Source organism: Gilvimarinus chinensis DSM 19667 (genome assembly GCF_000377745.1).
Classification (GTDB): Bacteria; Pseudomonadota; Gammaproteobacteria; order Pseudomonadales; family Cellvibrionaceae; genus Gilvimarinus; species Gilvimarinus chinensis.
The window spans coordinates 5,001-25,395 of sequence record NZ_KB898709.1 but is presented as its reverse complement, the minus strand read 5'-3'; the positions used below and the strand labels follow the sequence as shown (position 1 = coordinate 25,395).

Annotated in this window: 14 protein-coding genes, 1 tRNA gene and 1 rRNA gene (1 of these 16 running past the window's edge); 12 read left to right on the top strand and 4 right to left on the bottom strand. The window is 50.2% G+C overall.

The window, feature by feature from the left end; all coding sequences use genetic code 11:
- Positions 1-43: 43 nt before the first annotated feature.
- Positions 44-1,852, bottom strand: a complete 1,809-nt coding sequence (locus tag D568_RS0111675) for a right-handed parallel beta-helix repeat-containing protein (protein WP_020209784.1) — start codon at positions 1,850-1,852, stop codon at positions 44-46.
- A gap of 485 nt (positions 1,853-2,337) precedes the next feature.
- On the opposite strand from D568_RS0111675, the gene D568_RS0111665 reads away from it, so the two are divergent.
- From D568_RS0111665 to D568_RS0111635, 7 genes are all read left to right on the top strand, one after another.
- Positions 2,338-3,384 (top strand): LacI family DNA-binding transcriptional regulator, encoded by a 1,047-nt coding sequence (locus D568_RS0111665; RefSeq protein ID WP_020209781.1) that lies wholly within the window; start codon positions 2,338-2,340, stop codon positions 3,382-3,384.
- Positions 3,385-3,585: 201 nt separating this feature from the next.
- Positions 3,586-6,573, top strand: a complete 2,988-nt coding sequence (locus D568_RS0111660; protein ID WP_020209780.1) for a TonB-dependent receptor — start codon at positions 3,586-3,588, stop codon at positions 6,571-6,573.
- Between the two features lie 101 nt (positions 6,574-6,674).
- A complete protein-coding gene (locus tag D568_RS0111655; protein WP_020209779.1) occupies positions 6,675-8,147 on the top strand; it encodes a tryptophan halogenase family protein in 1,473 nt (490 codons plus the stop codon).
- 737 nt (positions 8,148-8,884) lie between these two features.
- The gene (locus D568_RS0111650) at positions 8,885-10,489 is read left to right on the top strand and encodes a glycoside hydrolase family 43 protein (protein ID WP_020209778.1); all 1,605 of its coding nucleotides are present in this window, start codon (positions 8,885-8,887) and stop codon (positions 10,487-10,489) included.
- A gap of 98 nt (positions 10,490-10,587) precedes the next feature.
- Positions 10,588-11,310: a phytanoyl-CoA dioxygenase family protein gene (locus D568_RS0111645; protein WP_020209777.1), complete on the top strand. Its 723-nt coding sequence runs from the start codon at positions 10,588-10,590 to the stop codon at positions 11,308-11,310.
- Positions 11,307-12,908, top strand: a complete 1,602-nt coding sequence (locus D568_RS0111640) for a sugar porter family MFS transporter (RefSeq protein ID WP_020209776.1) — start codon at positions 11,307-11,309, stop codon at positions 12,906-12,908. Before D568_RS0111645 ends, D568_RS0111640 begins: the two co-directional genes overlap by 4 nt.
- On the top strand, positions 12,905-13,879 hold the full coding sequence (locus D568_RS0111635; RefSeq protein WP_020209775.1) for a Gfo/Idh/MocA family protein: 975 nt from the start codon (positions 12,905-12,907) through the stop codon (positions 13,877-13,879). Before D568_RS0111640 ends, D568_RS0111635 begins: the two co-directional genes overlap by 4 nt.
- An 849-nt stretch (positions 13,880-14,728) precedes the next feature.
- Here the strand turns inward: D568_RS0111635 and D568_RS0111625 are convergent.
- Positions 14,729-14,815: transfer RNA gene (locus D568_RS0111625), tRNA-Leu, on the bottom strand.
- Between the two features lie 274 nt (positions 14,816-15,089).
- Here D568_RS0111625 and D568_RS0111615 point away from each other — a divergent pair.
- The gene (locus tag D568_RS0111615; protein ID WP_026287008.1) at positions 15,090-15,689 is read left to right on the top strand and encodes an HAD-IA family hydrolase; all 600 of its coding nucleotides are present in this window, start codon (positions 15,090-15,092) and stop codon (positions 15,687-15,689) included.
- A 9-nt stretch (positions 15,690-15,698) separates the two neighbouring features.
- Here the strand turns inward: D568_RS0111615 and ilvY are convergent, their stop codons facing one another.
- Complete coding sequence (gene ilvY, locus D568_RS0111610; RefSeq protein ID WP_020209771.1) at positions 15,699-16,571, bottom strand: HTH-type transcriptional activator IlvY; 873 nt, start codon at positions 16,569-16,571, stop codon at positions 15,699-15,701.
- 114 nt (positions 16,572-16,685) lie between these two features.
- Here ilvY and ilvC point away from each other — a divergent pair, with 114 nt between their 5' ends.
- Both ilvC and pssA read left to right on the top strand, forming a co-directional pair.
- Complete coding sequence (ilvC, locus tag D568_RS0111605) at positions 16,686-17,702, top strand: ketol-acid reductoisomerase (RefSeq protein WP_020209770.1); 1,017 nt, start codon at positions 16,686-16,688, stop codon at positions 17,700-17,702.
- 118 nt (positions 17,703-17,820) lie between these two features.
- The gene (gene pssA, locus D568_RS0111600; protein WP_020209769.1) at positions 17,821-18,666 is read left to right on the top strand and encodes a CDP-diacylglycerol--serine O-phosphatidyltransferase; all 846 of its coding nucleotides are present in this window, start codon (positions 17,821-17,823) and stop codon (positions 18,664-18,666) included.
- Between the two features lie 7 nt (positions 18,667-18,673).
- Here pssA and D568_RS0111595 read toward each other — a convergent pair whose 3' ends face one another.
- Positions 18,674-19,246, bottom strand: a complete 573-nt coding sequence (locus D568_RS0111595; RefSeq protein ID WP_020209768.1) for a manganese efflux pump MntP — start codon at positions 19,244-19,246, stop codon at positions 18,674-18,676.
- Between the two features lie 50 nt (positions 19,247-19,296).
- Between D568_RS0111595 and D568_RS0111590 the strand changes: the two genes are divergently transcribed.
- On the top strand, positions 19,297-19,623 hold the full coding sequence (locus D568_RS0111590) for a hypothetical protein (RefSeq protein WP_020209767.1): 327 nt from the start codon (positions 19,297-19,299) through the stop codon (positions 19,621-19,623).
- Positions 19,624-20,182: 559 nt separating this feature from the next.
- A 16S ribosomal RNA gene (locus D568_RS0111585) occupies positions 20,183-20,395 on the top strand; it runs 1,323 nt beyond the window's last position.

The following is a 20,395-nucleotide window of genomic DNA, read 5'->3' as shown; positions in this document are numbered from 1 at the left end:
GGCTCACTGTTGTGAGCCCTATGGATTTAGACGTGGGCCAAGCTTAGTCCCCTATAAATGCTTTCGCTCGTAAATATCGGTCGCTGAGCGGCAATAGCGGGTAAAGATGGGTTCCTGCTGTCAAATCAACAAAAGGGCCAGGCTTAAGCTGCTTAGTTTGGCGGCTGTCTCCTGAGAACCCTGCGGATACGGTAGGGTCGATGGTCAACGCCAGATCAATCATTTGCGTGTTGATTGGTGTTGCCGTGAGAGTCTCTGTGCCCGGCGGCAGCGTGAGTTGTAGGCTCAGGTCTGTCGCATTTTCCTGAACTGACCACTCAGCCTTACCGGGTAACGTCATCGCGTGTTTTTCTTGTGGTAACGCATCAGCGCCACTCAAGTAGGCGTTGTTAGAGTAATGAAAATTGGTGGCTTCAATTTCCGGATCCAATCCATTGCCAATAAACAGGTTGTTCAGCCAGTAGCTGTCGGCTAGTGTGGGGCGCCCCTGCCAGTCTTGATTGCCCCACGTGTGTTTCACATCCAAAAATAGATTGTGAAGCATGACGTCACCGCGTGAAGAATAGGCCGAAACCTGTCCCCCGACGATGACGTTGTTAGCGAAAACGTTAGGATATCCGTCCCAGTTGGCTTCAAACAGAATCGATGAGGCCTCTGCACCGATAATTACGTTACTTTCGATACGCCAGTCTTTGTTTTTAAAGTCGTTCCAGATGCCGTGAGCTGCTCCGCGTTCTGGGTCCAATGTATGTACATTGCGGATCAGGTTGTTTTTGATCACCAGATTCGATGTGTTGTGATGTTTTATTCCGGCGGTCTCCCAGCCCCCGAACTCTTCGCGGTAGTTTATGTCTTCGATATGATTACCCGCTATCAGCGAATGTTTATTCCAGGCTTCACCGGCAATGCCGCCCTGGCCACACCGAAGTAATACATTATCAATGACTTGATGATAACCGCTGCCATCTTTGTCTGCAGCGCCGTTAGGGTTGCCAATAGATATGCACACCCCTTTGCTGTAAAGCACAGTATTATTTTTGATCACCCAGTGGTTGCCGCCATTAGGGCCGATGGCCCCGGGCTGGAAAACCGTAGGCGGTGCCCAATGAGTGGCGATATTTTCAACGGAAAACCCCTCAACGGTAATATGACTTAGGCCCGGCTTACTCGGGAAAAAACCGAAAGGGCGACTGGTAACTTCTATCGACACCTGCTTCGGGTCCAAGTCACCAAAGTTGGCCCATAAAATGGTGTTGCCGTGGTCTTCACTCACGTACCAGCTCATGGGGTGGTCAGTTAGCTCTCCCAGTGTCTTGCGCTCGGTCAGTCCTTGGCCGTCTGCGATAATGTCACCAAGGTGAGTCCAGCGGCCGTACTTTAGCCAGCCCCAGCCGTCACCTTCTTCATCAGCGCTGACGTATTCAGGGTGACGCGTTAATTGATCGAAGGGATTGAACTCACCGAAAAATTCGGGGCTGAGAGAAACTCGGTAAAACCCGTTTGCCTGTTTCTGCCAGCCAGTTACGCGCTCGGACCCGAGGATGCGAACTTGCGCATTATCGGCCGCTTTAAAATGAATCGGGCCTTGCTCGGCGTTGCCGCCGCGTGGCGGGTTAACCCATTCGCGATAGATTCCTGTGTGAACTATGACGGTATCGCCTGGCTGCGCTTTTTGCGCGGCAGCATTAATAGAAAGGAGAGGGTCGTCAACAGCACCGCTGGCATCGATCTCACCATCAGGCGAGACGTGATAAACGCGGGACTCTGTCTTAACGCTGGTTTGACAGCCCCCCAGGAAGGCGAGTAACGCGAGTAATAGATAGATACGAGAGCTAATGGGTGGTTTTGTCACAATTGGTCCTGCCTTAGTGTTATCGGATGGGGCGAAATTGCAGAAGGTGAAATGAATGCCATAGTATGCCACTTGTTGCTGGACAGCGTGTCACGCGGCAGTGATGAAGGCCGCTTTTATCGGTTCGTTTTTATGGCCGAAGGTGTTCGAGTTTTGCTGAACTGAGTCAGGATTATGCAAATCGCCTATTGATGAGGGCTTGCAAACGCTCATCTGAACTTGTGGGAGAAAGTCGAACTCGACGCGAGCGCATTAAATTCAGTCGTCAGGATGGATGCTCTAGAAAAAACGGATTTCAAAAGGCTTGGAGTAGCAAGGCGCGACACTAATTCTGTACTCGTGTGCTGCCTTGCCACGATAGCAAATGGTAATGTGGCGTTGTTTGTGGTACTAAAGGGCGCCGGGGTACACCGGACTAATCTGATCACGGTTAACGGCAAGTCGTCTGCTGCCGATTCGCTGGAAACTTGTTTACTGAGTATTTGATGAGTAAAAAACAACGCGCGGGTAAATCGACACGGGTCACTATGAAAGATGTCGCCGAAAGAGCTGGCGTGTCTTTAATGACGGTTTCACGGGTTCTTAATAAAGATCGGGTGGCGGCCGCCACTTATGACAAGGTAATGGCAGCGGTAGAGGCGTTAAACTATCGCTTGGATGCGTCAGCTCGCAGCTTATCTGGGGCGCAGTCTTATCTGATCGGTTTTTTTTACGATAACTCTCTCGGTAGCTACATCAGCCAGTATCTGATTGGCGTTCTTAAGCGCTGCAATGAGCTGGGGTATCACCTCGTCATTGAGCCTTGCTCTTACGGGGACAATGATGTGGAGGCTGTGGTTGACGAGCTAACCAAACGTTACAAGCTGGATGGCATGATCATCCCTCCGCCGTTGTGTGAATATGTCCCCTTGTTAGATGCGCTGGATAAAGCCGGTGTGCGTTACGTGCGTGTGGGGCCGGGTTTAGAGTTGGAGCGATCCTCCTACGTTTCTATCGACGACTACCGGGCCACCTTTGAAATGACCGAGCATTTGATTGCGCAAGGGCATTCATCAATCGGATTCATAAAGGGGGATACCCACCAAGGAATCGCCGTTAGCCGTTACAAAGGGTTTCAGGATGCCATGAGCAAGCATGGCTTGAGCGTTGATGAGGCGCTTGTCGCAGAGGGGGACTTCTCTTTTAACAGTGGGATGAAGGCCTGCGCGAAAATATTGGATGCCGGTAAACCTGTGACGGCAATTTTTGCCAGTAATGATGATATGGCCAGCGCGGTCATTGCAACGGCACACCGTCGCAGTCTTTGGGTTCCTGAGGACTTGGCCGTTGCAGGTTTTGACGATACGAACATTGCCACCTCGATTTTTCCTCAGCTCACAACCGTGCGTCAGCCGATTGAAGAGCTGTCCTCTGAGTCTGTTAACTTGTTAATTGAAGTGGTTAAGGCCGATAGCGTATTGGGGATAAAGCTGCAAAAACGGGAAGTATTGGCCCACGCTCTTGTGCAGCGGGGTTCAACGGCTGCTGAGTAAGCTCATTGGGTTTTCAGTGCTACGAAACAGCTAAAGACCGCTAAGCATTAGGGGGGGAATGTAATTGTTAAAAATTCTATTGACGCGCTCTGAGAGCCTTTGTTAACGTTAACGGTAACGCGCATTTCAGTGCGCTTACTGGATATGGAGGCGAGGCCATTTCCAGTTCATTGTTAAGCCTATAACTGGAGTAAAAAAATAATGAGCCAACTCACTGTAAAACAACGTCTTTTATCCTCGACCATTGCCTTGGTGATGGGCGGGGGCGCTACTGGAGCCATGGCGCAAAATGGTCAAGCTAATGCTGGGTTATTAGAAGAGGTAGTGGTTACCGGTATTCGCGCCTCTTTGGATAGGGCGATGGATGTGAAGCGCGACTCTCAGGGTGTGGTTGATGCCATTTCCGCTGAGGATATTGGTGATTTCCCCGACACTAACTTGGCTGAGTCGCTACAGCGGGTGACCGGTGTGTCTATTGATCGGCAGAACAACGAAGGTTCTCGTGTGACCGTTCGTGGTTTTGGGCCCGATTACAACATGATCACCCTCAATGGTCGTCAAATGCCCACGGCTAACCTCGGGGAAACGGGTACGAATAACTCCCGCTCTTTTGACTTTTCTCAGCTGGCTGCGGAAAGCGTCAGTGGTGTTGAGATTTATAAAACCGGCAAGGCGAACTTAACCACCGGTGGCATAGGTTCGACCATTAATATTAAAACGACTCGTCCGCTGGAAAACGCCGGATTGAACGCGAGCTTTGGGGTTAAAGCCGTTGCCGACAGCACCAATCGTATAGGTGACGATGTAACCCCTGAGATCTCCGGTATTTACAGCAACACCTTTGCTGACGATACCTTCGGTGTTGCGGTGTCAGCGAGCTACCAAAAGCGCGATTCAGCGCAGTTATCTGGCACTGTTTCCTCCGGCTGGAACAGCTTGCGGGTCGGTGAGGGCGATGCGCTGATCGATGCCTACCCGGTAGCCGCTGGCGATTTAATGTCTACCCCGCAAAATTATATGTACCGTGTGGATGATTATTCGCGCGAGCGCACCAACGCCCAGGCAACCTTGCAATGGCAGCCTGTGGATAGCATTACGGCCACTGCTGATTACACCTACACAGAGCAGTCCGTAGATCGTGAGCGTCAAGAGCTTTCAGCCTGGTTTGGTGGTGGCTTCAGTTCTCAAGGTGAGAGCGAGTTATACAGCGAAAGCAGTGTCGTTACTCCCTCATATTTGGTGGCTCCAGACTGTTGCGACGTTGGTTTTGGTGTTGGCAGCTGGGGCACCGACAGCCAGATGGATTCTTTGGGCTTAAATGTAGAGTGGCAAGCGACCGACAACCTCACCCTGGCATTAGACGCGCACTCGTCGGAGGCCGAAGCCAAGCCTCAGGATTATCGTGGCAGTGACAATGTGGCGACCGCTGCTGCATTTACCCGAACCAGAACGACCGTCGATTTCAGCCAAGACTTACCGTTAATGACAGTCGAAATGGACGATGGTGCTCTTACGGCAAGCGATATTATTGCTACGGGTACCAGTCACCGTAACTCATACCAGAAAACGGAAATCGATCAGGTTAAGTTAGACGGTAGCTACGAGTTCGATGAGTCTGTGGTTAAGAGTTTGGATTTTGGCTTGGCGGCGACCAAAATAGAAAACCGCACAGCGTTTAGCCTCAATCAGGGGGGTAACTGGGGTGGTGTGGGTTACACCAATATCGGCGGCGACTGGAACTCAGCTGCAGGTGATGGCGACAATAACTTTGATGATTCCGCGTTTGAATTTAAAAGCTTGGCGGGGGAGTTTGATGATTTGTCTGCTGGCGGGGTTTATGGTCAATTTGTTGATGTAAATTACGATCAGTTTGCCGGTGATATTGCGCGCTTTTACGAGCAGTACCCCGATGGTCAGGGCGCTGGTGGTAATGCTTTTACTTTCTGTGATCCGGGGACTCTTTGCATTAACCCTGAATACGCGGTTGATAACCGCATGGAAGAAGAGCAGTCTTCCGCTTACGTTCAAGTCAACCTGGGCTGGGATAGTGCCGGTATGCCGACTGACCTGGCACTGGGTTTGCGCTACGAAGAAACTGACGTAACGTCTAACTCTTTGTTGCCGAATTATTTTAACGGTCAGTGGCGCACGCCGAACGAATTGCTATTACAGGCCGATGGTGGAATTTTCCGTGAGGGAACGGGCTCTTACGATAATTTACTGCCCAATATTGATTTCTCCATCCAGCCTACAGAAGACGTCGTTGTGCGTGCCTCGTTTAGTCAGACAATTGCGCGCCCTAACTATGGCGATTTACAGGGCACGGCTATTCCGGATAGCCCTCAGGCGCGTACTTATGGTAACAGCACCGCAGGCTCGGGGAACCCGGATCTGGATCCGTTTGAATCCACTAACTTTGATTTCTCCGCCGAATGGTATTACGGCGAAGGCAGCTATGTTTCTCTGGGTTATTACCAAAAAGACGTAGAAAATTTTATCGGCACAAGCATTGAAAACGAAGTGCTGTTCCCCTCAGTGGTAAACCCCGCAACCGGTCCTCGTTACGAAGAGGCGGCTGCTCAAGCGTCAGTTGATAACTTTGGTCAGGATGTTCGCGACTATTATGTGGCGCAAGGTTGGATTGACGGAACCAGCGGTGAGCTGCTGGGAGATCGCAGTAGTTACGACCCATTGATGTACACCATACGTGTACCGGTCAATGAAAAAGAAGCGTCTATCGATGGCTTTGAGTTTGCGCTGCAGCACATGTTTGGCGAGTCAGGTTTTGGGGGTATTGTTAACTTCACTACTGTGGATGGCGATATTGGCTATAACAATGACGTTATCGATGAAAACCAGTTTGCCCTATTGGGCTTGAGCGATTCGGCTAACGTGGTTGCTTTCTATGATAACTATGGTCTCCAGGCTCGTATTGCTTACAACTGGCGCGACGATTTCTTAAGCGGAACCGCTCAGGGTAATGGTCAGCAAGAACCGGTGTATACCGAAGCCTATGGTCAGGTAGATATTTCTGTTAATTATGACCTGACGGATAATTTGTCTATCTTCTTGGAAGGATTGAATATCACCGAAGAAGATGTTCGTGTACATGGGCGCACTGACAACATGCTGGTATTTTATGGTGAGCAAGGTGCTCGGTATGCATTGGGTGCACGCTATTCTTTCTAGTCGTGACACTTAACCAAACTTGTTGTTAGTGATATTTAGCCGCTATCGTATAAGCGATAGCGGCTCTTTTTGTTGAGTCAAAATAATAACAGAGGTTGGATATGAGCCAGAGAGTCGAATCGTTAACCATTGTTGGAGGTGGCACCGCAGGCTGGATGGCCGCCGCAGCGTTAAGCAAGGTTTTTAAGAGATTAAAAATTACTCTCGTGGAATCGGATTCCATCGGTACCGTGGGTGTCGGTGAGGCGACCATACCGACACTGCAATTCTTTAATCAGCTGCTGGGAATTAATGAGCGCGATTTTATTCGAGAGACTCAAGCCACGTTTAAGCTCGGAATTCAATTTGAGGGCTGGCGTTCACCGGAGCATAAGTACATCCACGGTTTTGGTGAAACCGGTAAAAACTATTGGGCCGCGGGCTTCCATAATTTTTGGCGACGCGGTGACGAGCTGGGGCTCGCTGAATCGTTTGGAAGATATTGTCGTGAAGTCCAGGCTGCCCAAGCGGATAGATTTGCAATAGGCCCTGACAGTGGCTTGAACTACGCTTACCACCTGGATGCTACTCGATATGGTCAGTATTTACGGAAAATGGCTGAGCGTAACGGAACCATACGGGAAGAGGGCAAAGTCACACGTGTGAATCAGTGCAAAGATAGCGGCAATATTCTGTCGGTTACCTTGGATAACGGCAAGAGTGTTGACGGTGATTTGTTTATAGATTGCACGGGTTTTGCAGCGTTGCTGATTGAGCAGACATTGCAGACAGGTTATGAAGATTGGAGCCATTGGTTACCCTGCGACAGGGCGATTGCTCTGCAAACTGAGTTAACCGGAGACCCTAAGCCCTATACTCGCGCAGTCGCGCACAAGGCTGGCTGGCGATGGGAGATTCCTCTTCAGCATCGTCGAGGTAACGGGATTGTGTACTCCAGTGATTATTTGCCAGACGATGAAGCGCTAAATTTATTAAATCACTCCGTCCAAGGAGGGCTGACATCAGAGCCCAATAAAATTCGATTTGTGACAGGAAAGCGGAAGCTTCAGTGGAATAAAAACTGTATTGCTTTGGGGCTTGCTGGCGGGTTTTTGGAGCCTTTGGAGTCCACCAGTATTCACCTTATTCAGCAGAATATTTTAAAGCTCATTAAGTTGTTTCCAGATAGTATTGATTGCGCATTGGACCGCGATGAATTTAACCGAAGGGCGGATTCCGAATATCGTCAGGTGTTGGATTTTATCGTTTTACATTATCGTTTGACCGAGCGAAGTGATTCGCCATTCTGGCAACATTGTCGCACCATGAGCGTGCCTGACTCTCTGGCACATCGTATGGAGCAATTTCAGCAAACGGGGCGATTCTTTCTGGAAGATGGCGAGCTGTTTGTCGATTCTTGGTTTCAGGTGATGATCGGGCAGGGGCTCATTCCAAAAACCTATCACGCCGTTGTGGATGAAATGCCAGAGAGTGAGCTGGCCGCACTGCTAAAGCAGTTATCTCAAGGCGTGCAGTCGCATATTGCCAAGTTACCCAGTCACGCGGAGTTTTTAAAACGCTATCTTTCAGCGTAAAGGTCGCATCAGGGTTTGGTGGGGTCGACTTGGCAAGGCGCGCCTATACGCTTAATGTTAGGTGCATGCCCTCGAATCATTGAGTGTTGCAGCATTAAAACAAGTTTGCTTTGCCGCTGGTGCTTTTCTTAGTGAGTAGTCAGGGGTTGGCTTTAAAAAGCTTGCCTCTTTGAGTTGCCTTCGTTGTTTTTTAGTTTTTCGATGCGTAAGCAGCGGCTCTTTATTCTGCGTAAATTTGATCGATTTACGAGAGCCTTCACCGCTTGAGTTAATTATTTATTGACCTCAGTAAGGCACTTTTGTTAACGTTAACGATAACGAAATTTGAATGGTTCTAGAGTGCCTGAAACCGGTGGTGATACTTGGTATAGCGTCGTAAGTGCCCCGTTAGGAAATGAGTGGTTGACGGATTGGACTCTAAGTAGTTTACGCAATCTTCTAGCTGAGCTCTCCAAAGCTAGACTTAGTAAGAGGTAACCCTCCTCCCTAAGTGCCTTGGGCTGCCTGCGGGCAGCTATTTTTTGCTGAGGCGTTAGTTTGTGGCCGGTAGGGGTGAATTTAAAAAACGATACAGCATAAAAAATTGAAAGCATTGTGAAATTGCACGACCCCTCAAGTTGAAGTGGTAATGACTGAGTGGGCCGTAATTGCGTTTTGTACGCGCACGCAGCTCGGTGAGTGTAACGCTCACTGTGCACCGATAGACCTTACCATCAGTAATAGGCAGAAGTTACGCCATGAAGAATCAAAATATTCGTAACCCCATTTTACCGGGTTTTAACCCTGACCCTTCTATTGTTCGAGTTGGCGATGATTTTTATATTGCCACGTCTACTTTCGAGTGGTATCCCGGTGTGCAAATTCACCATTCTCGCGACTTGAAAAACTGGCGTTTGGTGAGTCGTCCACTTAACCGCCCTGCGTTATTGGATATGACGGGTGAACCCGATTCTTGCGGTGTTTGGGCTCCGTGCCTCAGTTGGGCAGACGGACGCTTTTGGCTTATTTACACTGATGTAAAACGCTTTGATGGTAATTTTAAAGATACTCACAATTACCTCACTACTTGCGAGCGTATTGATGGTGACTGGACCGATCCGGTGTACCTCAACAGCAGTGGTTTTGACCCTTCGCTGTTTCACGATGAGGATGGCCGCAAATGGCTTGTGAATATGGTGTGGGATCATCGGCCCGAGCGAACATTTTTCGGTGGAATTTTACTGCAGGAGTACGATGTGTCATCGCAACGGCTTATCGGCACCGCGAAAAATATTTTTGCAGGTTCGACGTTAGGGTTTACGGAAGGACCCCATATATACAAACGCGATGGATATTACTATCTACTGACGGCTGAAGGCGGTACAGGCTACGATCATGCAATGACCTTAGCCCGTTCGCGTTCTTTAACCGGCCCTTACGAGCTGGACCCCAATGGTCACTTTATTACCGCCAAAGATAACCCCGAGCTTGCCATACAAAGATGCGGCCATGGCGCGGTAGTGGATACGCCTAACGGGAGTGAACACTATGCGGTTCACTTGTGTTCGCGGCCGTTATCGCCTGAGGATCGCTTCAGTCCATTAGGACGAGAATCGGCGATACAGCGAGTGCGCTGGGATGATCAAGGCTGGCTGCGCCTCGACAATGAGTCGAACTTGCCGGAAACCTCGGTTCAGGCACCGAACCTGCCAGAACACCCGTGGCCAGCGGAAGCGACCGATTTTGATTTTACAAACAGCGAATTGCCTCAAGCGTTCCAGTGGTTGCGAACTCCGCGCCATGAACGTTTGTTTAGTTTGACGGAGCGGGCGGGGTGTTTGCGGCTGTTTGGGCGAGAATCTTTGGGAAGTCATTTTGAATCGTCATTAGTAGCCTTACGCCAAGACAGCTTAAGCTGCGAAGCGGGCGCTGTGGTGGAATTTAATCCAGAAAACTTTCAGCAAATGGCTGGCCTGGTGTGTTATTACAATTCGCAGAAGTTTCATTATTTATACATCTCTCACGATGAGGCGCTTGGCAAGCAGTTGGCGATCATGTCCTGCGATGCAAAATTGGGGCTGGAAGCGAGTTTCCCGATGGCACCGATTGCGTTAGAGTCAAACAAAAAAATACACTTAAAAGCCGTCATCAGACGGGCCGAGCTGACCTTCAGCTATCGATACGACGATAGTGAATGGTGTGAGTTGCCTGTTACGTTAGATTACCGGCATTTGTCTTGCGAGGCGGGTAAAGGCGAGGGCGCAAGTTTTACCGGTACCTTTATTGGTATGGCGTGTCAGGATTTAACCGGCACCGCGCGGGCCGCTGATTTTCATCATTTTTATTACCAACGAGACGAATAACATTAATAGGCCGCACGAGCACGATCAGTGAGTGCGGCTTAATTGCGCTGTTGATACCTGACTTAACAATAACGAATACCTATGGTTCTGGGGGTTTTATGAACTACGAAGCGTTAGCCCAACAATTCTGGCGCGATGGTTATCTGGTACTGGAAGATTTTTTTGAGTCTGAATTGATGGATCAATACCAGGAACTCATTGTTGGTCATTTTGGCTCGAGCCCGGCATTTCTTCATACGGAAGAGTTCCTGAATAAGTCTGCGACGGAAGTCATTCCCTGGTTTCCCCAGCAAGAGGGGCAGAATGCCTTCGATGTGGCGGAGAATGATCCCCGCCTTACGGCGCTGACCCAAGCGATTTTAGGCGAGGGGTGGTATTCGCTGTACTGCATGACCATGTTTTCCCGCAAGGGAACCAAAGGTCAGGCTTGGCATCAGGACTGTGATCCGCAGGAAAGCGCCGCCCGCTTCAATGTTAATCGGCTAATTTACACAGATGATATCAGTGAAGAGATCGGTGGCCAGACACTGGTTGTCCCCGGCTCTCATCGGCGGGGCACGATCACTGTGGGTGACGTGAACGAAGAGTTCGCAGATCAAATAGTGCTGACGCCTAAAAAAGGGACCTTAGTGATGCTTCATGGCCATACCTGGCATCGGGTACGCCCCGTTGTCGGGGGCTATCGGGTGTCCACTAATTACCGCTGCTGTCCTCAAGGTACGCCGGAAAATATCACCGATGTGTGTGTTTATCGCAACATGCGTTATCAGTTCGAGACCAGTTCGGTAGTGGAAGATCGGCTGGCAGGGGGTGATGTATGAGTCAACCGACCACGGCAGTGCCGACAGCACCAGTGAGCGGCACAGCTCAGACATTTCGCCTGGCGGTTGTGGTCGCTTTAGGCGGGTTTCTTTTCGGCTTCGATGCCTCTGTTATTTCTGGAGCCATTAACGCCATTGCGGCGGACTTTGCTTTATCCGATTGGGAGATGGGCCTGGTGGTCGCTTCGCCCACTTTAGGTGGCATTATCGCGGGTGGCTCCGCCGGGCCGTTAAGTGACCGGTTTGGACGCAAGCCGATACTGTTAGTGATCGCCATGCTTTACGCCGTGTCAGCCGCTTTCTCTGCGTTGGCCCCTGATTTTCTTACCATCACGTTGGCCCGTTTTATCGGTGGGTTGGGGTTTGGTTCGTTAACCCTGGCGCCGATTTATATAGCTGAGATATCTCACCCATCTCAGCGTGGGCGCATGGTGTCAATCAATCAACTGAATATTGTAGTGGGTTTTTCGGCCGCCTATTTTGTCAACTATGCCCTGTTGCAAGCAGCGGCCTCTGGTGCTGATTGGGTGGGTTCGATTGGTTTGGATTCGAACACCTGGCGCTGGATGCTTGGTATTGAGCTACTGCCCGCCGGTATTTACGTATTAATGTTGTTGCGCATACCCGAAAGCCCTCGTTGGTTGGTTTTAAATTATCAACCTGAGCGCGCGCAACGCGTGATACACAAACTGATGCCCGGCGTGGATGCAGAGCAAGAAGTGCGTGAAATTCGCGCGAGCCACTCCAGCGCTATGGAACCTTTCCTAAAGCGGCTGTCGGGGTTAATGAAACCGAGTGTACGTCTCGCGCTGGTGGTGGGGCTTGTGATTGGGGTTGCACAGCAGATTACCGGGGTCAACGCGATATATTTTTATGCGCCGACCATTTTTGAGCAAAGTGGTGTGGGTACCAATGCCGCCTTTGCTCAGGCTATTTGGGTGGGCGTAACCAATGTGGTGTTCACCTTGGTGGCGATGTTTTGCATAGATCGCTATGGCAGGCGACCGCTGTTGCTTGTGGGGTTGCTGGGGGTCGTCATCAGCATGACCGTGTGCGCCTATGGGTTTAAGCAGGCCACTTATGTGATAGACGATGCTCAGGCCGTTGAAATTGAAAGCACAGAGTTAAAAAGCCGTTTGCAGCCATTAGAGGGGGTGGTGTACGAGAGCGATGTAGCGTTTAAGCGGGCTTTGCGAGAGCATCTCAGCGAAAGTGAATTACGTGAACAACAAGGGCAAATTATTAAAGCGGCTATCAATATGCAGCCGACGTTAATCCTGATCGGTATTCTTGGGTTTGTGGCCTCTTTTGCGGTGTCGTTAGGGCCGGTGATGTGGGTCTTGCTGTCGGAGATTTTCCCCAATCATTTACGTGGCATTGGTATGGCCTTTATCGGAGTGATTAACAGTGGCGTCAGCTTTTTGGTGCAATTTGTGTTTCCGTGGCAGCTGTCTAATTGGGGATCCGCCATTACTTTCTTGAACTACGGTGTTTTTGCCATTATTGGGTTGGTGTTGGTGTATTGGTTGCTGCCGGAAACCAAAGGTAAAACCCTAGAACAATTAGAAGCAGAATTTACCAGGAGAGAAACGTCATGAGCCAAACTATTCGCTGGGGGCTTTTAAGTGCGGGCAACATTGCGGGGCAATTTGCCGAGGACTTTAGCGCGGTGGAAAATGCGGTAATCCATGCTGTGGCTGCCCGCAATGGTGACACCGCTCGCGCCTTCGCCCGCAAGTACGGTATAGAGAAGGCCTACGCAGGTTATGAACCGCTGCTGGCGGATTCAGAAATCGATGTGATTTACATCGGGACTCCCCACAATTTGCACTTTGAGCACGCCAAGTCCGCGTTAGAGCATGGCAAAGCGGTATTGTGTGAAAAGCCGATGACGGTAACCCCCGAAGAATGCGAAGAGCTACAGCGTGTCGCCGAGCGTACAGGTGGCTACCTGATGGAAGCGATGTGGACGTACTTTCTGCCGCCGGTGCAAACGGCTTTGCGTTGGGTAAAAGAGGGTCGCATTGGACGCATTTGCCAGATTAAAGCGGATTTTGGGTACCCTCAGCTTCCTTTCGATTCTAAAAAGCGGGTGTACGGTGCGAACTTGGCAGGCGGTTGTCTGTTGGAAATGGGGGTATATCCCGTAGCTTTGGCGTGGCTATTTATGAAGCAAGACCCGACGGAACTCCAGGTGATGGCCCGTCATGCGCCTAACGGGATCGAAGACGATCTGGCCATCTTATTTAATTATCCAGAATCCGTTGCGAGCTTGGGTACGTCCTTCCGCTGTAAGCTGCAAAACTGGGCTTACATTATTGGTGAACAAGGCTATATCGCTATCCCTGATTTTTGGCGCGCACGCGAAGCGTCTCTGTATGTGTTGGATGATCGAGTCGATCACTTTGTAGATAAGCGTGCTACCGAGGGTTTTCATTACGAAGCTCAGGCCGTCACCAACGACCTGCTTGCGGGCAGGGCAAGTTCATCCGTGGTAACGGCGCGCGATAGTTATGCTATTCAGCGTCATATGGCCATGATTAAAGAGGTTGCCGTTGGACGTGGCTAAGGCGTTTTCCTTTATGTTCCTTCCTAGTCAGTCTTGCTTCTATATGGCAAGTGCCGGACTGGTTCGTTTCATTTAGTCTGGCACTTTTGCTGGTTTTAACCGGTGGTCGTGAAGACTTCTTGCGCTCTCGATTAACCAAGAGCGCTCGTGTTTGCATGGATATATAAACTCCCTTCGACGAGCTTTGGGTGATTCTCATCATGTATTCCTGTGAGAGCTCTATCGCTAATTTTTTGCTTCTACTTTCTACGATGAATCAGAAAAGGTTGCCTCTTTGTACTTGTCAGTCGTTAGTGATTACAAGCTGCTTTGGCTGACCAGCTAAAGGCTTGCAGAGTTTTCATCGTGGTGCCAGCCCTAAACGGTAAATGTAATGTCAGGTGGTATCGCTCGATTTGATCCAGCCCTGAGGTAGGAATTCTTTGGTGCATGAAGCCTTTGGCGAGTTATCTGCAGTAAAAGAATTTGTTTCAAGTAGCTGATTCAGTGGCAGGGTAAAAAGGGAAGGTTTTCACTAAGGTCAATTTAAAACGATAGTCTAATGAGCGCGCGCCCAGCATATGGTCTGGCGAGCATTTGCAAAGTGCTGCTTTGTGCTCCCACTGCGACGGCTTGGATACTTTAAGTTGAAGCGGGTTCTGGCTGGTTTTGCAGGGCATACAAAAAAGCCCCGAGCAAATGATCGAGGCTTTTGATATCTGGTGCCCAGGACGATGTGCATGGATGCACAAGTGTCGCGCTAGGTAGGATGCCGGGAGCGACGAAGGACGAAGGTCCTCGACGTTGTGTAACGGGATGTCCAGCCAATAAAAAAGGCTGAACCCAGAGGATTCAGCCTTTCTTTGAATATGGTGCCCAGGAGAGGACTTGAACCTCCACGGCCGTGAGGCCACTAGCACCTGAAGCTAGCGTGTCTACCAATTTCACCACCTGGGCATCCAGCTTTTGGCGTGTGCCTAAAGCTGAGGTGGCGCACTATACGGTTGCGCCTAAAGCTTGTCAACGCTTTCACGAAGAAAAATTTAAAATTATCACCTCGGCGGGCAAGTTGATGATTTTGTAGGCATTTGTGGTGTTGGGTGTGCTTTGCGCGGTGGTTTGGCACTGTTTGAGAAACGGCGCGCAAGATCAAAGCTGGTTCTTTGCTGACGCTTATATAAAGGTAGTGCTAAGGTATGGCCCCCACTCAATAGCTGTAGCAGGTATTCCCTTGTTTGATCAATACGATGCAATTATTTTCGATATGGATGGCACCTTGGTGGATAGTGGTCAGTTGCATGAAGTGGGCTGGACGGAAACTCTAAACCACTACGGCTTGCCCATTGATCGCCCGCTAATGCGTTCTCTGGCGGGCGTTCCTACCATAGGAACCATCGAGATAGTGTTGGAGAAGTATGGCTTGCAGGCTCCGGCCAGTCTTGAGGAGATGAACGACTACAAAGAGGCTGTCGTGGCCAAGGTGGCGAAGCAGTACGTCAAGCCTACGGCACTTTTGGCGGTGGCGGAGCAATACGCGGGCAAAAAGCCGATGAGTGTAGGCACGGGTGCTTATACGGAGGAGGCGAGGGGCATTATCACGCATTGTGGGATTGCCCATTTGCTGGATCATATCGTCGGTGCTGATCTTGTCGCTAATCCCAAGCCCGCACCGGATACTTTTTTACGTTGCGCTGAGCTGATGGGCGTAGCGCCGGAAAAATGCGTGGTGTTTGAAGACGCAAAGCTTGGACTTGAGGCGGCGGCGCGGGCCGGTATGACAGGCGTTGATGTGCTGGAAGTGCTGGGTATTGAAAACGATTATTTTCTTTAGTTTCTATGGTTAAGGTAGAAGACTGTTTTTTTCCGCAATTTGCTGCCAAAGCGCCGAGACTATCGGGCTTTTAAGCCGTTTTTCCAGTACACAAATGCCCGTTTCAAACGGCCCTAAGTCAGGCTGATGTTTGATGCGTTGCACCTTGTCTTTTAATGGACTGTTTTCCAATACAATTAACGGTACCAGTCCTACCCCAAAACCCAGGCTCACCATACTGACAATGGCTTCGTTACCTTTAACTTCCGCGTAGATGTTCGGGGTCAGATCCTGTGTTTTGCACCATGTATTAAAACGCTCGCGGGCTAACCCTTCTTCGGAAACAATCACCGGTTGTTGGTACCAGGTTTGACTCACCGTTTGTTGCTGGGGCGCGATAAACACCAGTGGCGACTCGGCGATGGGCTTAAAGTCCAGCCCGGCGGGTAGGCGGTCGGGGCGTGCGGCAATGGCGATATCTTCAAATCCTGCCGTGACTCGTTCAATGGCCTGGGCTGGGTCGCCTGTGTGCAACTTTATATGGATGCCCGGATGGTGGCGGCGAAACTCGGTGAGAATGTCGTATAAAAAGCTGTAGCTGGCGGTTACCGAGCAGTAAATGCTGATTTGACCACGCAACTGTTGGCTGCCCGCCAATAGGGATTCCTGGAAGGTTTCCCATTGCTGTAATGTTTCGCGCGCAAACTGCAAAAACTGTTGACCCTGCTCGGTCAGTGCCACAGAGCGGTTGTCGCGCAGCACCAGTTCGGTGCCCAGCTCTTCTTCTAATTGTTTTAGGTTACGGCTAATAGTAGAAGGGCTCACATGGCAGGCACTGGCGGCCCGGCCAAAGTGCCCGGCTGAAGCCAGAGCGGTAAACAGCTTGAGCTTGTGAATATCCATAGTGCGTTTCAGTTTTTGCAATATTAAGTTGCGAATATATCATTTTACGTAACGCCATGTATTCACTACACTGCACGGGATTTTTCTATTCATCCTCTTTTATAGGAGTCTGCTATGCAGGTTTATTACGATAAAGATTGCGATCTTTCTATTATTCAGGGCAAAAAAGTTGCCATCATCGGTTACGGTTCTCAGGGCCACGCCCACGCCTGCAACCTGAACGATTCGGGTGTAGATGTAACCGTTGGTCTGCGCAAAGGCTCATCTTCTGTAGCGAAAGCTGAAGCGCACGGCCTTAAGGTAGCGGAAGTTGCCGAAGCGGTTGCCGGTGCTGAAGTGGTTATGATTCTGACTCCAGACGAGTTTCAAGCTCAGCTTTATAAAGAAGAGATTGAGCCAAACCTGAAAGAGGGCGCTACTCTGGCATTCGCCCACGGTTTTGCTATTCACTACAACCAAATCGTACCGCGTAAAGATCTGGATGTAATTATGGTTGCGCCTAAGGCACCAGGCCACACCGTACGTTCTGAATTTGCCAAAGGCGGCGGTATTCCTGACCTGATCGCGATCTTCCAAGATGCCTCTGGCAAAGCCAAAGACGTTGCGTTGTCTTACGCGAGCGGTGTGGGCGGCGGTCGTACCGGTATCATTGAGACTACCTTTAAAGACGAAACCGAAACTGACTTGTTCGGTGAGCAGGCGGTTCTGTGTGGCGGTGCGGTAGAGCTGGTTAAAGCCGGTTTCGAAACTCTGACCGAAGCGGGTTACGCTCCTGAGATGGCTTACTTTGAGTGCTTGCACGAGCTGAAGCTGATTGTTGACCTGATGTACGAAGGCGGCATCGCCAACATGAACTACTCCATCTCAAACAACGCCGAGTATGGTGAGTATGTGACTGGCCCCGAGGTGATTAACGACGAATCTCGCGCGGCTATGCGTAACGCGCTTAAGCGTATCCAAAGCGGCGAGTACGCCAAAATGTTCATCGCAGAAGGTGCGCACAACTATCCTTCTATGACTGCTGCGCGTCGTAACAACGCGGCTCACCCAATCGAGCAGGTTGGTGAGAAGCTGCGCGGCATGATGCCCTGGATTCAGGCGAACAAGATTGTCGATAAGTCGAAGAACTAAGTTTCGGTCTGGTCGAATTGGGGGTTGCCCCGCCACAAACCCCTGCCTTGCGCAGGGGTTTGTCGTTTTTATGATAGGCTAGGGGCCTAGTTAATCGCACGCTCTAAGGTATTTATGTATGAGTGAAGACATCGACAAGTCGCAGCCTGAAGATGAAGAAAGTCTGCTGCCGTTTGATGAGCATGTAGAAGAGGTACAAGAGGACGGTAAGCGAGTTCGCCACCGTGGCGTATACCTGCTGCCTAACCTTTTCACAACGGCGGCCTTGTTCAGTGGTTTTTACGCGATTATCTCAGCCATGAACGGGCGCTTTGAGGCAGCGGCAATCGCCATTTTTGTGGCAATGGTGCTTGATGGTATGGACGGCCGGGTGGCGCGCCTCACTAACACTTCGAGTGCTTTTGGTGAGCAGTACGACAGCTTGTCCGACATGGTCTCGTTTGGCTTGGCACCGGCCTTGGTGGTGTTTAACTGGGCGCTGGTCGATTTAGGTAAGCTGGGCTGGGCCTCGGCGTTTGCCTTTGCCGCCTGCGCGGCGTTGCGGCTGGCCAGGTTTAATACCCAGATAGGGACGGTGGACAAAGGTGTATTTGTAGGTTTGGCGAGCCCTTCTGCGGCAGCGCTGCTGGCCGCTATGGTTTGGACCGGGCACGATACCAATGTCGAGCTTCCGTTAGCTATTTTGGCAATGGTGATAACGGTGCTGGCGGCCTTGCTGATGGTGTCGAACGTTCGCTACACAAGCTTTAAAAATATCGATTTTCGTGGGCGAGTGCCGTTTGTCGCCATGCTGATAGTGGTACTTATTTTTGTGGTTATCACCATTGATCCGGCGCGTGTGCTTTTAGTCATGGCGGTATTGTATGCGGCATCTGGCCCTGTGCAGTGGGGGTGGAAGCGTAAGAATATTTTCGCAAGTCGCAAAAAAGGGCCAGATCAGCAAGCATCCAGCGATAAAGAGTAAGCTGTTATTACTCGTGGGTGCTCAGGTGTGTGTAGAGAATATGAGCGCCCACAACAATAAGAATAATCCCTCCGCCTATTTCGGCTTTTTTACCCACAAATGCACCAGCGGCGTGGCCCAGCATAATGCCAATGGTGACCATCGTGAATGTGGCAAAACCGATGGCGGCAGCGGCCGCTAAAATGTTTACCTCAACAAAAGCGAGGCCGACGCCCACGGCCATGGCATCAATGCTGGTTGCAAGAGCGGTAATCACAAGCGTCCAATAGCGTGTTTTGGCTGGCTCTGGCTTATCGTTGTTTTCGGGGGGATTAAAACCTTCGATGATCATGTGTATTCCCAGCCCGCCGAGAAGAGTAAATGCGATCCAATGATCCCACGCAGCCATCCACTGTACGGCAGCTTTTCCAAGTAGCCACCCGACAAGTGGAGTACACCCTTCTATAATTCCGAATAGTAAACCCGTTTTAATCGCCAACCCTATTTGGGGTTTCGGCATTTGTGCCCCTTTTGCTATTGCAGCGGCAAAGGCGTCGGTGGACATGGCGAGTGCAACAAACAGCAGGGCGGTAAGGGACATAAGAAAAATACACGCAGTGTTAAAGCCTTAATGGTAACAAGGCTTGCCGTATGCGGGCCATTCAGCGTGATCTCGTTTCAAATTTGGCGTTATACTGGTGGAACTTTGTTCTATTTGAGTGTCTTCCGACCATGTTTGGTTTATTTTTAAAAACTTTGTATTTAGGTCTTGCGCGGTTTGGATTGGTGCGTATAATGCGCGCCTCTTCCCCAGGGGAGAGCGGGAATTGGCAGAGGTTTTGGCGATTTCCGGGCGGTAAAAACTTAGTTGAAGTTAAGGTTGAAATTAAGTGTTTACAAGCCGGATCGGATGCGTATAATGCGCCTCCCCAGCAGCGAGCTCCAGGGTTCGCGGTTGGTAAAAAGGTTGGCCTTTAAGGTGTTCTTTTGAGTGCTCTTTTAAAGGTTTAACCGGCGGCAAAAACTTTTTCAAAAAGTGCTTGCCAAGCGAAAAGTTCAGCGTATAATGCGCGCCTCTTTCGCTGAGAAAGACGGGAGTTGAGGTTAGGTTTTTCAGTTTCCGGTTTGTTAAAAACTTAATGAAATTAAGGGTTTACAAACAAAAGTTGATGTGTATAATGCGCATCCCCGCTAAAGCGCTAAGCGCTCTTAACGGGAAAGGTTAAAAGGCTTTTTAAAGCGCTTTTAACCCGGCAAAAAACTTTGAAAAAAGTGCTTGCCAAAACGAATTTGATGCGTATAATTCGCATCCCACGGTTCGAGGCGCAGCCCTCACCGAGTTCTTTAAAAGCTAGATCAAGCAATGCGTGTGGGCACTTGCGAAGTCGATGTGGCAACACAATATATCGAATGCAAGTGACTCGTACAATTCATTAAATGACTTCGGTCATTGAAGAAATACGTTCAACTGTATTTGAGCAAAGTTTTAGATCTTTGTTGTACCTTCTTCGGAAGGGTAAAGATCACTTGAAAGATTAAACTGAAGAGTTTGATCATGGCTCAGATTGAACGCTGGCGGCAGGCCTTACACATGCAAGTCGAGCGCGAACGTTCCTTCGGGAACAAGTAGAGCGGCGGACGGGTGAGTAACGCGTGGGAATCTGCCCAGTAGTGGGGGACAACAGCCGGAAACGGCTGCTAATACCGCATACGCCCTACGGGGGAAAGCAGGGGATCTTCGGACCTTGCG